Origin of the sequence: Marinobacter adhaerens HP15, from assembly GCF_000166295.1 — a bacterium.
GTDB lineage: Bacteria > Pseudomonadota > Gammaproteobacteria > Pseudomonadales > Oleiphilaceae > Marinobacter > Marinobacter adhaerens.
On sequence record NC_017506.1, the window covers coordinates 2,209,865 to 2,223,557 of the forward strand.

The 13,693-nt window shown below is 56.9% G+C and carries 13 protein-coding genes; 8 read left to right on the forward strand and 5 right to left on the reverse strand.

Going from position 1 to position 13,693, the window contains the following annotated elements; genetic code table 11:
- Positions 1-110 precede the first annotated feature (110 nt).
- Genes ccoG through HP15_RS10530 form a run of 5 tightly spaced genes read left to right on the forward strand, consistent with a single transcriptional unit; the run spans position 111 to position 5,531 of the window.
- Positions 111-1,541: a cytochrome c oxidase accessory protein CcoG gene (gene ccoG, locus HP15_RS10510; protein WP_014577453.1), complete on the forward strand. Its 1,431-nt coding sequence runs from the start codon at positions 111-113 to the stop codon at positions 1,539-1,541.
- 47 nt (positions 1,542-1,588) lie between these two features.
- A complete protein-coding gene (locus HP15_RS10515; RefSeq protein WP_014577454.1) occupies positions 1,589-2,104 on the forward strand; it encodes a FixH family protein in 516 nt (171 codons plus the stop codon).
- Positions 2,101-4,548, forward strand: a complete 2,448-nt coding sequence (locus tag HP15_RS10520; RefSeq protein WP_014577455.1) for a heavy metal translocating P-type ATPase — start codon at positions 2,101-2,103, stop codon at positions 4,546-4,548. Before HP15_RS10515 ends, HP15_RS10520 begins: the two co-directional genes overlap by 4 nt.
- Before the next feature lie 36 nt (positions 4,549-4,584).
- Positions 4,585-4,845, forward strand: a complete 261-nt coding sequence (gene ccoS / locus HP15_RS10525) for a cbb3-type cytochrome oxidase assembly protein CcoS (RefSeq protein ID WP_041645284.1) — start codon at positions 4,585-4,587, stop codon at positions 4,843-4,845.
- On the forward strand, positions 4,842-5,531 hold the full coding sequence (locus HP15_RS10530) for a sulfite exporter TauE/SafE family protein (RefSeq protein WP_041645285.1): 690 nt from the start codon (positions 4,842-4,844) through the stop codon (positions 5,529-5,531). The genes ccoS and HP15_RS10530 overlap by 4 nt, the downstream gene beginning before the upstream one ends.
- Positions 5,532-5,543: 12 nt before the next feature.
- On the opposite strand, the gene ttcA is transcribed toward HP15_RS10530, so the two are convergent.
- Positions 5,544-6,458: a tRNA 2-thiocytidine(32) synthetase TtcA gene (gene ttcA, locus HP15_RS10535; protein WP_014577458.1), complete on the reverse strand. Its 915-nt coding sequence runs from the start codon at positions 6,456-6,458 to the stop codon at positions 5,544-5,546.
- A gap of 72 nt (positions 6,459-6,530) precedes the next feature.
- Here ttcA and HP15_RS10540 point away from each other — a divergent pair, with 72 nt between their 5' ends.
- Genes HP15_RS10540 through HP15_RS10550 form a run of 3 tightly spaced genes read left to right on the forward strand, consistent with a single transcriptional unit; the run spans position 6,531 to position 8,946 of the window.
- Complete coding sequence (locus tag HP15_RS10540) at positions 6,531-7,175, forward strand: TetR/AcrR family transcriptional regulator (protein ID WP_014577459.1); 645 nt, start codon at positions 6,531-6,533, stop codon at positions 7,173-7,175.
- A 19-nt stretch (positions 7,176-7,194) separates the two neighbouring features.
- A complete protein-coding gene (locus tag HP15_RS10545; RefSeq protein ID WP_014577460.1) occupies positions 7,195-7,869 on the forward strand; it encodes a DNA-J related domain-containing protein in 675 nt (224 codons plus the stop codon).
- Between the two features lie 45 nt (positions 7,870-7,914).
- The gene (locus HP15_RS10550; protein ID WP_014577461.1) at positions 7,915-8,946 is read left to right on the forward strand and encodes a polysaccharide deacetylase family protein; all 1,032 of its coding nucleotides are present in this window, start codon (positions 7,915-7,917) and stop codon (positions 8,944-8,946) included.
- A 4-nt stretch (positions 8,947-8,950) separates the two neighbouring features.
- Here the strand turns inward: HP15_RS10550 and HP15_RS10555 are convergent, their stop codons facing one another.
- Genes HP15_RS10555 through HP15_RS10570 form a run of 4 tightly spaced genes read right to left on the reverse strand, consistent with a single transcriptional unit; the run spans position 8,951 to position 13,571 of the window.
- On the reverse strand, positions 8,951-10,006 hold the full coding sequence (locus tag HP15_RS10555) for a MalM family protein (RefSeq protein ID WP_014577462.1): 1,056 nt from the start codon (positions 10,004-10,006) through the stop codon (positions 8,951-8,953).
- Between the two features lie 36 nt (positions 10,007-10,042).
- Positions 10,043-11,668, reverse strand: a complete 1,626-nt coding sequence (locus HP15_RS10560; protein ID WP_041645286.1) for an OmpP1/FadL family transporter — start codon at positions 11,666-11,668, stop codon at positions 10,043-10,045.
- Positions 11,669-11,706: 38 nt separating this feature from the next.
- Complete coding sequence (locus HP15_RS10565) at positions 11,707-12,717, reverse strand: hypothetical protein (protein ID WP_014577464.1); 1,011 nt, start codon at positions 12,715-12,717, stop codon at positions 11,707-11,709.
- A 53-nt stretch (positions 12,718-12,770) separates the two neighbouring features.
- Positions 12,771-13,571 (reverse strand): C39 family peptidase, encoded by an 801-nt coding sequence (locus HP15_RS10570; RefSeq protein WP_014577465.1) that lies wholly within the window; start codon positions 13,569-13,571, stop codon positions 12,771-12,773.
- Positions 13,572-13,693 lie beyond the last annotated feature (122 nt).

A 13,693-nucleotide genomic window follows, 5' to 3' on the forward strand; every position in this document is an offset into this window, starting at 1 on the left:
AGCCCCGGCCCGGTCTTTTCAACCCTGTGTCTGCGATGCGGGCACAGGCTTGAAAAGATCAGCAGCCTAACGGCCTGTTGCCCCGCATTACCATTTTCCTGGAGGTAACGATGAGCAGTGAGATTCCGGTCAAACAGGTTGACCCATCCTCTGACCCCTCCGACAACAACAATAAATCCGGAACCGTCGAGCTATACGCCAGCCGTAAGAAAATTTACGTCAAGGAAGTCAAAGGCTTCTTCCAACGCATCCGTAATGTCAGTCTTTTGCTGCTGATGGGGATGTACTTTGCGTTTGTCTGGTTCACCCTGGACGGACAACCACTGATTCATTTCGATCTCCCCGCCCGTGAATTCCACCTTTACGGGGCGACTTTCTACCCGAAAGATTTTATCTTGCTCTCGGGAATGCTGATTATCAGCGCTTTTGGTCTGTTTTTCATTACCACGCTATTTGGCCGGGTCTGGTGTGGCTACACTTGCCCCCAAACCGTATGGACCTTCATATTCATGTGGGTTGAGGAGCGTATTGAAGGCAGCCGAAACAAAAGGATGAAGCTGGATAAAGCTCCCAGCTCAGCAAACAAAATCGCCAAGAAATCCGCCAAGCACGCGGTGTGGTTGCTCATAGCCCTGGCTACCGGGCTAACCTTTGTCGGCTATTTCTACCCGATTCGGGAATTGATTACCGATCTGTTTACCCTGCAGGCCAATGGTTGGGCCTATTTCTGGGTTGCCTTTTTCACCGTAGCCACCTACCTCAACGCCGGGTGGATGCGTGAGCAGGTTTGTCTGTACATGTGCCCTTATGCCCGTTTCCAGTCGGTCATGTTCGATCCCAATACCCGTGTGGTCTCTTACGATCCCAACCGCGGCGAGCCCCGGGGCGGACGAAAGAAAGGCGTGGATCCTGCGGAAGCGGGCCTGGGGGACTGTATCGACTGCGGTCAGTGCGTTCAGGTCTGCCCCACCGGCATTGATATCAGAGATGGCCTCCAGTACGAGTGTATCGGCTGCGCCCTTTGCATCGATGCCTGTGACGAGATCATGGACAAGATGAATTACCCCAGGGGCCTGATCCGCTACACCACGGAAAACGAGCTGGAGGGCAAAACCTCGAAGCTCCTGCGGCCCAGAACCTTTGGCTACGGCGCCGTGCTGTCTTTGATGATTGCAGCAATCATATTCACGATTGCCACCCGGGTCCCGGCCCAGATGGATGCTCTGCGTGATCGCGGCGCGCTGTTCAGCTTCAATGGCGAGGGTCGTATCGAGAACTCCTACACCCTCAAAATCGCCAACATGACAGAGGTTCCTCAAACCTTCTCCCTGTCGGTGACCGGGATGGAGGGAATTCGTATCCTGACTGACAGCTCGGTGACCGTAGAGAGTGGCGAGAACCGCGCGCTGCCCACTGTTGTCGATGTGCCGCCGGAATCCATTACCGAATCCAATAACGACATTCTGTTCAGGGCTCAATCAGAGTCAGATTCTTCACTGAGCCTGGAAACCGAAAGTCGATTCGTCGGTCCAACGCGCTGATCATTGATCAGCGCGCGCATCCGAACGTCTAAATGAGATAGAGATATATGACTACTGAAACACCCGTTGCACCCTGGTATCGCCAGCCCTGGTTCTGGTTCCTCCTGATTTTCCCGGGTGCGTCCATCATTTATTGCGCCGTTGCGATTACCATCGCTATCAACACGGAAAACTCAATGGTGACAGACGACTGGTCCAAGGAAGGTCGTGGGATCAACATGTCCATCGCGAGGGACCAGAAGGCCGCGGACCTTGGCATGGAAGCCCAGATTGACTTTCAGAACCGAAACGTCACGGTCAACCTGAGTACCGTGGAAGGTCCCGCGGACTTCCCGTATCTGATTCTCAACCTGTTCCATCCGACCCTCTCGGACAAAGACCGCACTGTCCAGTTCCAGCAGATCGCTCCTGGCCGGTTTGCCGGGAAACTGCACAGTGACATCGATGGTCGCTGGTACTATGACCTCAGAGGTCCCGCCAATGAGTGGCGCCTTAAGGGTGAAACCTGGTTACCTTCTGAAAGCGGCATTACCATCAAGGCCGGGGAGTCTGCCCAAGGTTGACGCACCTGGATTGCTTCCATTGCGGTGAGCCGGCTGACGGTGAGCCGCCCATTACCCTCGAGCTTGATGGCACAACCCACCACTTCTGCTGTCAGGGCTGCAAAGCGGTTTGCCAGACGATTCACAGCGAGGGTCTGACCGGTTTTTACGATTTCCGGACTGAACCGGCAGTCACGCCAAAGCAACTGACCAACGCCGAAGTGAACCGCCTGAGGGAACTGGATCACCCCCTGGTTCAGGAGTCCTTCGTGGCGCCAGTAAAAGGCGCACAGGAAGCTCAGTTGCTGATTGGCGGCATCACCTGCGCTGCCTGTATCTGGCTGCTTGAAAATCACATGAAGCAGCAAACTGGTGTCGTATCTTTTTCGGTGAATCACACCACACAGCGTGCCCGCCTGGTCTGGTCCCAGGATCAAGCGCCTCTGAGCGACCTTTTGATTGCCATCCATGAGCTTGGCTATACGGCTCGCCCCTATCAGGCAGACGAGGCAGAACAAGCCCTGAAGGCGGAACACCGTTCCATGCTGATCAGGGTCGCCATCGCGGGCATCGGCTCTTTCCAGAGCATGATGCTGGCATTTCCGTTGTACTTTGAACTGGTCAATGATCTCTCACCGGAGTTTGTCAGTTTTTTCCGCTGGTTCAGCCTGCTGGTCGCCACTCCAGTGGTTCTCTACAGCGCCGCCCCCTTTTTCCGGAACGCTCGCCGGGACATCCAGAGCCGGCACCTGACCATGGATGTGCCGGTTGCCATTGCAATCGGACTGGCCTACCTCGCCAGTGCCTGGGTAACAATAGTTGGCGGGGACGAAGTCTACTTCGAGTCCGTGTGCATGTTTACATTCTTCCTGCTGTTGGGTCGTTATATTGAAGTGCAGGCCCGCTACCGAGCCGGCCTGACCGGAAACGCCCTTGCGGGGTTCCAGCCGACCGTTGCCACACTGGTGAGCGGTGACGATACGGACATAGTCCCGGCGCATCAGATTCGCCCGGGAGATATCGTTCGGGTTCGACCCGGTGAAACTTTGCCAGTGGATGGAGAAATCGTGCGGGGCGAGTCCACCCTGAACGAAGCCGCGTTGACGGGAGAGTATCTGCCCGAAACCCGTTACCCCGGGGATACGGTTCATGCCGGCAGTGTGAACGGCGAAAACCCACTTGATGTCCGGGTGGTAAAAGCGGGTGCTCAAACGCGGCTGTCCGGTATTCTCCGGGTGTTGGATCGGGTGCAATCTGAAAAGCCCCAGGTCGCAATGATGGCGGACCGGATGGCGGGGAAATTTGTGGGACGGGTACTGATACTGGCACCCGTTGTCTGGATTGGCTGGTGGCTGGCAGGCGCTGATAATGCCTTCGACATCACCCTTTCGGTACTGGTGGTCACCTGCCCCTGTGCTCTGTCGCTGGCGACGCCCACCGCGATCACCTCCGCCACCGTCAGGCTGCGCCGTCTCGGGTTTCTGCCCACTCGGGGCCACACCCTCGAATCAATGAACACCATCGATACCGTGGTGTTCGACAAAACCGGGACATTGACCCGCGGCGAACTCAGCCTGACCGGAATCGATATTGTTGGCAGCATGGATGAAACAACCTGCCTGAAGCTCGCCGCCGGGCTCGAGAAATATTCCGAGCATCCCATCGCCCGCGTATTCCATCGGCGTGACACCGCAGCCGTCGAAAACGTAGAAAACCACGTCGGTGGGGGTCTCTCTGGCCAGCTGGGAGAAAGGCCGTTGTTCATCGGCCACCGGGGTTTTGTCCAACAGCATGTCAGTACACCCGCGCCCAGCGCCGAACCTCACCAGGGCATGGAGATCTGGCTCGCTTCGGATCGCGAGTGGCTGGCCTGCTTTCGGTTGGACGACCAACCCCGAGCCGATGCCCGTGCGGCGATCAGAGCTCTTCAGGACGCTGGTATTCGCACATTGCTCCTGAGTGGCGACCGGTCCGGACATGTTGAGCAGGTAGCAGGCATGCTGGGCATTGACGAAGCGATCGGGCAGGCCTCTCCCGAAGAAAAACTGGCGGTACTGCAGAAACTTGAATCTGAAGGCAGGCACATCATGATGGTCGGCGACGGGCTGAACGATCTTCCGTCCATGGCCGGAGCGGGAATCTCGGTCGCCATGGGCACTGCTGCGGACCTGACCCAGCTCAAAGCCGATGCGGTACTTTTGAATGGCCAGTTGCTGCAGTTGGTTGAGGCCCTGAAAACCAGCCGCCAGACCCGGCGCATCATCCGCCAGAATCTCTGGTGGGCCCTGGCCTACAATGTCTGTGCGCTGCCCCTGGCTGCCGCAGGCATGGTGCCACCCTGGCTGGCAGCGATCGGGATGTCCCTCAGTTCCCTGGTGGTGGTGTTAAATGCACTTCGGCTTGGCAAAGCGCCTGCACAACCGCATCAGGATAATCCCCCGGTTGGCGCACAGGCGCTGTCCTGATACCGTAGCTTTATACTCGTTTTTTGAGGGTTCGCTGTGAAAATCGTAATGTTCCTCGTTCCGGTGATGCTCATCCTGGTAACTCTGGGTGTCGTGCTTTTTTCATGGGCGGTCAAGAACGGCCAGTACGATGACCTGGAAGGCCCGGCCCATCGGATACTTTACGATGACGATAAAGATATGATTCCGGACGACGCCCGCACTGACAAGACCGCGAAAGAGGCTTCTCCCCCAGAGCAAGCCGTTGAGGTCAGCGAGGCAGGCAATCCGGATGAGGATAAACCTCAAAAAGGATGAGCCCGGAACTTTACCTCAGCTATCCGAGCGCCTTTCTCATAGGACTCCTTGGTAGCACGCACTGCCTTGGCATGTGTGGCGGCATCAGCGCTTCCCTCTCAATGGCACTGCCTGTAGGCCGGGGTTTCCGGGTACGACAGACGGTCATGCTGCTGGCGTTCAACTTTGGGCGCATCGGTAGCTATGTGCTGATCGCCACACTGGTCGCGCTGGCCAGTACCACGGCGGCCAGTCAGTGGAGCACGGCCGGTCTTGTGCTTCGCAGCCTGGCCGGGGTTTTGCTGATCTTCATGGGATTATCCATGGGGCAATGGTGGCAGGGTATTCGTTACGTCGAACGGGTCGGCGCTCCAGTCTGGGCTCGTCTCTCTCCCCTGACCCGTCGCTTCCTGCCGGTAAATCACGGGGGACAGGCGCTTGCCCTCGGAGCACTCTGGGGCTGGCTGCCCTGCGGGCTGGTTTACAGCACTCTCGGATGGGCAGCGCTACAACCGACGGTGGGCTCGGCAGCACTAACCATGCTGTTTTTCGGGCTTGGTACCCTTCCTTCCATGCTCGCAACAGGTTTTGCGGCCAACTGGATCCGAGGCTTGCAGAGCCACCAGTTGTTCCGGAAGGTCACCGGTGGACTGCTTATCCTCTTCGGGCTATGGACCCTGCCTTTCCTGCATCTGTTCGGACACTAGTGTTCCGTCTGGCTAGATATTCAGGACATCCAGGCGACCGAAGTCAGTTGTGGTCTCGGGTTCAGCCGTCTGCACGGCCTGGCGCTTGCCACCCAGGCGCTTGCCTTCCTTGAAATCGTAGAGATTGGTATCAGCCAGGTGCGACGGCTCCACATTGCACATGGCCCGGAACATGGTCTCCAACCGGCCGGGGTGCTGCTTGTCCCAGCTCTGGAACATGTCCTTGATAACCTGGCGCTGCAAGTTCTCCTGTGAACCACACAGGTTGCAGGGAATAATGGGAAACTCTCTCAGACCGGCGTAGCGGGCGATATCCTTTTCGCGGCTGTAAGCCAGCGGCCGGATAACGGTATTGCGGCCATCATCACTGTGCAGAACTGGCGGCATGGATTTCAGTTTGCCGCCATAGAACATGTTCAGGAACAGGGTTTCCAGCAGATCGTCCCTATGGTGACCGAGCGCGATCTTGGTTACTCCGTGCTCTTCGGCGAAATTATAGAGAATTCCGCGACGTAGCCGGCTACACAGACCGCAGGTAGTCTTCCCTTCGGGGACTTTTTCCTTAACAATACTGTAAGTGTCCTTTTCGATGATGTGGTACTCGATACCCATGGAGGACAGGTATTCGGGCAACACCTCTTCCGGGAAACCGGGCTGTTTCTGGTCAAGGTTGACGGCAATCAGCTCGAACGAGACAGGCGCGCTCTTCTGCAGGTTAAGCAGGATATCGAGCATGGCGTAAGAGTCTTTTCCGCCGCTGAGGCAGCACATGACTTTGTCACCGGCCTCAATCATCGAAAAATCGGCAATCGCCTGCCCGACTTCGCGGCGCAGACGTTTCTGCAGCTTGTTCAACTCCAGCTTCTGGCGGCGCTCCCGCTCTGAGTTGAGGGATTGTTCGGCACTGGCGATCATTGCTTCGGACATACCAACTACGTTCACAGGTTAAATGGACGTGGGATTATACGCGTCACATGGATTCAGGGACAGGATACCAACATGGATACGTTGCAATCGAGTGAAGAAGCCGCTGGTAAACGGGAACAGAACCGCATCCGGAACCGGAGGGCTATTCTGCTCGCGGCGAGGGAATGTTTTCGCGAGCGGGGATATGAAAAATCGACCATCCGCGACATCGTCCGCCGCACCGGTCTTGCCGCCGGTACCTTCTACAATTATTTCTCCAGCAAGCAGGACATCTTCGCCGCCCTGCTCACTGACTTCCTGACCAACCTGAATAACAACCTCACGCGCCATCGGCGCGCTGCGGACACCACAGAAGATTTTATCCACTACGCCTACATGGCTTTATTCACTGCGACCGCCCGGGATCCACTGGTTTACGAGCTCGCGCACCGAAATGATCGAGCGCTACGGGAGCTGTTTGGTTCGGATATTCTCGGTCTGACCATGCTGTCCCTGGAAGACGATGTTCGCGAGGCGATGGCGCGGGGACTGCTTCCGCAGATCGATCATGAATACCTGTGTGCCGCTTTTTTCGGCGTCGCCTATGAGACCAGCCTGACGCTTGCCAGGCGGGCCCACAGGAACCCGGATTCAGCGGAAGCTGAAGCGTTGACCGCAACCCGATTCTCGACCGCCCTGTTCATGGGCGGGCTTCCGCGGCTGGCTGCACTTCCCTGATGGCCGGGAGTACCCTACCATGGACTCCATGACCGAAAGCCAAGCCCCGATCAAAATGTCCTACCCTGGAGCGGTGAACGAAGATGACTGCCTGGAGCAGCAGATTCAACACCTGCTGGTGGCTGTTGAGCATGAAATCCGGTCAACACCGGCGGGCATGAATGAGCTGTCGCTGATCAAGGCGCTCCAGGGGCAACCGTGGGAGTTGCTTGGAGACGTTGTTTTCAGCGAACCCGAAAAACTCTACCCGGTTCATTTTCTGCTGTTCCACGTACTCTACCGTCTTCGGGACCAGTTGTCCGAGGCCGGCGAAAGCCTCCAGATATCGCCTCTCAATATACGCATCGAAAAGCAGAGTGTGGTCAGTGGCGAGGGCGTTCCGGACAGTGTCGACACGCTTCGTCAATTCTATCTGGATCTCTCCCAATACCGTCTGCCGGAGGAAGCGATCCAACGGATGATGAATGATTTCTGGGCCGGCGCGCCCGGGCAGGCACCGGCCCAGGGCGAAACACGGGAAGCAGCGGAAATACTGGGCTTCCAGGCTGTCCCTTCTGATTTCCCGACCGTCAAGAAGCGTTTCCGCCGGGCGGTTATGAACGCCCACCCGGATCGCGGAGGCAAGACCGAAACCATTCAGGATCTGAATCAGGCCTTTGCCGTACTCAAAGCACACTTCCGTCACAACATCTGACCGGCCGGTTTGATCGCGTCGGAGCGAAGAAACACAGGAGACGATATGCCGCTCAAAGCATTCCTGAAAATTACCCTGGCTGTCGCGGTTATGTCGACCGCAACCTCGGCCCGGGCAGACCTCGTTGTCCTGCAGTATCATCATGTCAGTGATTCAACGCCGCCCGCGACCAGCACGTCTGTATCCCTGTTCGAGGGCCAGCTGGACATGATCTCGGATCTGGAGCTGGACGTTGTGGATCTACAGGAAGGCACCGAAAAAACGCTGGCCGGTACCGATGAACAAGGTAATCGCATCGCCATTACCTTCGATGACGCCTACGACTCCGTCTACCATACGGCGGCACCGCTGCTGGCCGAAAAGGCCTACCCCTACACGATTTTTGTAAATACAGAAGCCGTTGGCCGAACCGGCTACATGACCTGGGATCAGATTCGGGAGTTGGCCGAACGACCGGGCGTAACCATTGCCAACCACAGCGCTGACCATGGGCATCTTGCCCGTAAACCGAACGAAAGTCAGAGTGACTGGCAAGCCAGGGTTACCAGCAGTCTCGACTCAGCCCAGGCGACCCTCTCAAGGGAATTGAAGGCGCCTGCCCCCATGTTTGCGTACCCTTATGGCGAGTTCGACGAAGCACTGGAGCGCAAAGTGACTGAGCGGGGCTGGTACGGTTTTGGCCAGCAATCTGGCGCCATCGGCCAACAAACCGAGAAAACCCGATTGCCGCGTTTCCCGATGGCAAACGCCTACGGCCAGTTGGGAAGCCTTGAAAACAAGCTTCGCAGCAAAGCCTTCCCTGTTGATACCGGCACGCTGCCGGACGGGGTGATTTCGGAGAATCCGCCGACCCTGGTTTTCCCGCTGGTTGATCCCATTGATGCCAACAGGTTGACCTGCTTCGCCTCCGGCCAGGGACGTATCGACTTTAACGTGACTGATGGCAATGTAGCGGTAGAGGCCCCTAAAGCCTTCAATAGCAGAAGATTCCGTTACAACTGCACCCACCCTGCAAGCGATGGCAGCTACTACTGGCTGTCGCAACAGTGGCTGGATCTTAGCAGGCCAGAGGACTGAAACCTCATTCCTCCACCTGCATCAGGCCGATTTCACCGTGCCTGATGTGGGGGATTTTGCGGGGGCCGGCGGGGGTTTCGATAACAGTCTGACCGTTCAGGTCTTCATCTCGTGTAAACAGGACCAGCCAACGCTCGTCCTGTCCCGGGAAAGCGGGCACCCATGCTTCCAGGTAACCGCGCCGATGCCAGTTCTCCGGGGTAAAATCCATCACCAGGTCTGTTACCAGTCTCAACGGTGCCATCGACTCATCGAGAAACACCAGCGAGGGCACGAACACGCCGTCTTTGGCATAGGAGCGCAGGCGGATAACCAGACTGCGATGCGCGCCCGCGTCCGGGAGTTCAATCAGTTGATAGGGGCTGGTGCCTGTGAGAAACGGATGGGTGGCTGAGTCGTCAGAGAGGGAAATGCCAAACTCCCTTCCCGATTGCCAGCTTTGCCGATCAGTGACATCCATGGATTCACAACAGCTGGCTGAAAACCGGGCAAAAAAGTCATCGGTTCTAGCTTCAATACCCAGTATCGCGAAGGCGTCCGGGTCATAACCCTCTACGGGAGCTGCGCCCGCTACAGAGGGGCCTGTCTGGTAAACGCTGGCTTCAGTGATCTGGACAGGCGGTTCAACCAGCCCTTTCTCAAGGTCAGAGCGGGTATCTGGTCGGTAATAACTAACGCGAACATTGCCCTCGGCGTCGCGCCATGTGAAATAGGGCTGCCGCTCGCCCGGCCGAACGTAACCGTCTTTCGCAAGCGCTTCGGCATCCGGATAGTTTTCAAGCGTGTACTCGGTTTCTTCTTTCAGCCCTGTCTCGGGGCTCGCGTCACTCTCAGAGCGGGCCGGTCCCTCAGCGGACGCTTGATCACGGGACGCCCCGGCATGGTCAGCCGTCCCCCTGGTTGCTGACTCAACGATCGGCGAATATCGAACCCTGCCCTGCTCGTCTACCCAGGTAAAATAGCCTTCCCTTTCGGTGATCGTGGAGCCCCCTATCTGGCAGCCTCCGAGCAAGGCGGCCAGGAAAAGGCACGAAGCGGCTTTCAATAGCGAAGCGTTCATTACTGCAAATGACTACCTTCAGGTTAATGGCACCACTCAGAACCTGGTCCGGAAACTCAAGCCAGCCATGACGACCCGCAGCGATGTCTTGATATCGAGCCCCGCATACGGGTTATAAATAATGTTGGTGATGTTGTCGCAGTTTACGTTACAGCTGGTGTCCGCGGGAATCGACTCCACCGAGTGAAGGTAACTGAGATTCATGTCAATCTCGGTGTCCTTGTCCCACTGGTACCCCATACCAATGCTGTAGAGATTCGCCCCACCAAACGGCGCCATGACCTGTCGCTGATCATCCGGTATAACGGAATCCCGTATTTCCACGCCGGCACGCAGGTCCAGACGGGAAGACGCATGAAACTCCATGCCAAACGCCCAGTTCCACTGGCTCTTGAAACCCAGAGGCAGCCTCAGGGTATTTGGAGTGGCATTGTCCGGTGACAGGATCCGCGCCGCATTGAGGAACTCCAGGTTGCGGTCGAACCGGAAAACGAAGGCATCCCACTGTTCATAATCGGTCCAGCCGATATCAGCGTTGAGGGTCAGCTTTGGATGCACATCAACGCTGATGCCGGTCTGGAAGTGCTGGGGGTAGACCAGATCCATACTGACGTTGCCGGATTCCTTGGGCGCACCTGACGGAAGACTCAGGATCGCCGAGGTAATAGCACCCAGCACGGATCCGTTAACGCTCTGCCAGAAGCCGGACCAGTCATCGGTGTACTGGATTTCGAAGGTGCCCTTCATGTTCATTTCAGCTTCAGAGGTATAGCTCGCCCCCCAGCTGAACCAATCAGTTGGCTCCCACATCACCCCTAGTGCATAGGTGGGTGACAGGGTTTCCTGAACATTGATGTTCAGGGCACCAATGTCATCCCAGGGACCGACATTACCGCCACAAAGCGCTAGCCAGGGCTGCAGGGGCTCGTCACCACTCTCGCAGTTGAATGCGTCCTGCAGAACTTCGGCCACCCCGAGCAGCAGGTTGGGCGCCCGCATGTACTGGTCTGCCGCGATTCCCATATGGGACAGGTGGATACCGGCACCCACGGACCAGTCGTCATTGATTTCATAACCGACCGTCGGTGAGAGATAAGTCGTGCGCTGCAGCGCCGTGGCCTGGGGCTGATAACGGCCAGGGTCGTCCTTGTCGCGATAAAAGCCGGCCGCCAGCGGCAGGTAGAACGCATTACCAAAGGTCAGTTTCGAGCCCGGCGGGTTGATACTGATCCCCGCCGAAGGGGCCAGCGCCGGCCCCGGAGGCGCGCGAAGAATACCGTATCCGGGCAAATACAGGGCCACGTTGTTGGTGTGGCTGTGAGTATTGGCAACAGGGTCCCGTTGCTTTCCGGTCAGCGGATCCGTTTCGAGGCCGTCGATACCGAAAATTTCATACCCTTCCGGCGCTGTGAAGTCCGCGTCAATGTCGAGATAGACGCTCATCAAGTTTACTTCCAGCTGGCGCCCGTCCAGTTTGGTCAGGCCCGCTGGATTGTAGTGAATGGCCATGATCCCCGGCGGATCGGCAGTCACGGCATTGCCGAGCGCCAGCGCCTTGGGGTGAATGGTCAGGTTCTGCGCCAGCTGGGCCTGGGCACCACAAGATAGGGTCGTGGCAATCAGCGCCGCGAGAATCTGACGGTTGTGGATTTTCTGTCCCATGAAGTCCTTCCCTTCCCGTAGATCGTCAACGACACCAATCACTCTTTGAGACCGGAGAAGTTAATGGGCAGGGAGACCCCAAGAGAAAAGTCCGGGGCGTCCTCGGTGAGACCAATCCCGAGACTGGTATTCACGATAGTGGTATCGCTGATGCGCGTTCCCAATGACATGCTAAGGAAACCGGTCATCTGGTCCTGGGCAACGGCCTGATCGCCATTGGAGAAAGTCAGGATGGTTTCATCGCTGTAGCTGAGCTGAGCGGAAATACTCAGTGAAATATCGTAAGACAGGGAATAGGCAAAACCCGCCGAGCCCGACAGCCCGAACCCTGGATCCACCTCTTCAAGAAGCCGCGCACCCCTTACCTGCTGCAGGTTTTCAGCCGGCAAGTTATAGGTGGCGCTGACGGACCCGAAGATCACCACCGGATCGAGGACTTTGGAAAGGCTTGCGCCGCCGCCGATCGAATAGTAACCGCTACCAGTAGACAGCTGCTCGTTGATATCGATCTCGTAAGGACTGACGCCGGTCTTGGTGGACAGGGTGCCAAACAGTGTGGTCGACATCCTGCCGGGAACATAGGCGAACGGCTGCCAACGCCCGGTAAATGAAATATCGCCAAAGTCATAGACGTTGAGCTCATCCTGAGTGTCGTATTTGACCACCAGCGGAATTCGGGTTCCGACCGTCAGGTTGTCCAGCAGGCCATAATCGTAGGAAAAGGAATTCGTAAAGCTGTGGGTCGCCGATGGCACCACATCCAGGTTTCTCACCGATCCATTGGTAATGGCCAGGTCAAGACGCTGGTCCGCTGTGTAGGAATAATCGAACGAGTAATTCAGGGAATGAGAGCCCTTTTTCTGCAACGAATAGTTCTTCTCGGCAGCCTGGAACACTTCCTCCAGTTGTTGCGAAGCATCTTCGTCGCCCTCTTGTTTGGCCAGGGCTTCCCGCGCCTGATCCACACTCCCTTCCTGCGCCAGGGCCATGCCCGGAAGCAGACCTGCCGTGGAAACAAGGATAAAACCTCGCACAAACCAACGATTCATCCTGACTCCCTTATTTTATTTGTAGTGTTCCTGACCCGGGACTACCCGGTAAATTAGTTCCGACGGTAGTGCAACTGCTTGCGGGTGTTCTCCACACTGCCGTCGGGATTGTTTTTCTGGCGTTCAAGCAGATTCTGGATCCGCCGCTGGGTGGACTCGTGAAACGCCGGTATCCTTTCCAGCGCCAGAAGGGTCATTGTCTGGTCATCCACAAAGCGAAGGTCTTCTTCCTTCAGCTCGAGGTTGTCCAGTGGTTTATCGCTGCCCGGGAAGACAATGAAGAGCACATTGTCGTCCCACTTTTCCTCGAACTGAGCCAGCGTGAAGGAGATATTCCCTACCGAGGGGTCTGCCAGATAGGCACGCCCGTCGCGAATCGTCCTCAACACCACGAAGTGTTTGAAACCCGCGTGATGGATGGGCACGATCGCCGGGTGATCAAGATCCTTGAGATCATCAATCGTTGCCCGGAAGCCGCCTGAGGGATAACCGAGCGCTGTCACCAGTCGCTTCATATCCAGCATGGAAAAGGCGCGACGTTCCACGATACGTTCGCTTTCGCCGTAATGAAGCAGCCCCTCCATGACCTGACGTTCCGACAGGGTCCGACCCAGGTAGAAGTTCAGCACGGTGGTCAGCGCTGCACTTCCGCAGCTGTAGTCATAGGCCTGACGAACGATGTTGCGGAACTTCTGCTCCACCAGTGGCTCGACCCTGACATCCGATCGCAACTTTATCGGGCTCGAATCCACGTCCTGCTCAATAACAATCTGACCCTTCTCAAAAGGCTCCACCACGGTGGCTTCCTGCACCATGGTGAATGTAAGAATGGATCCAGCGAGCACCAGCAGCATGTCAGACGAAGTCCCTGTTTTTATTGGCCCCGTTATTCATCGGGTTACATGTTGTTACGGTAAGATACCGAAAAGCCTGCGCCCTTAAAGATAACTGTGCCTCAAATCTGTCGCTGCAGGAG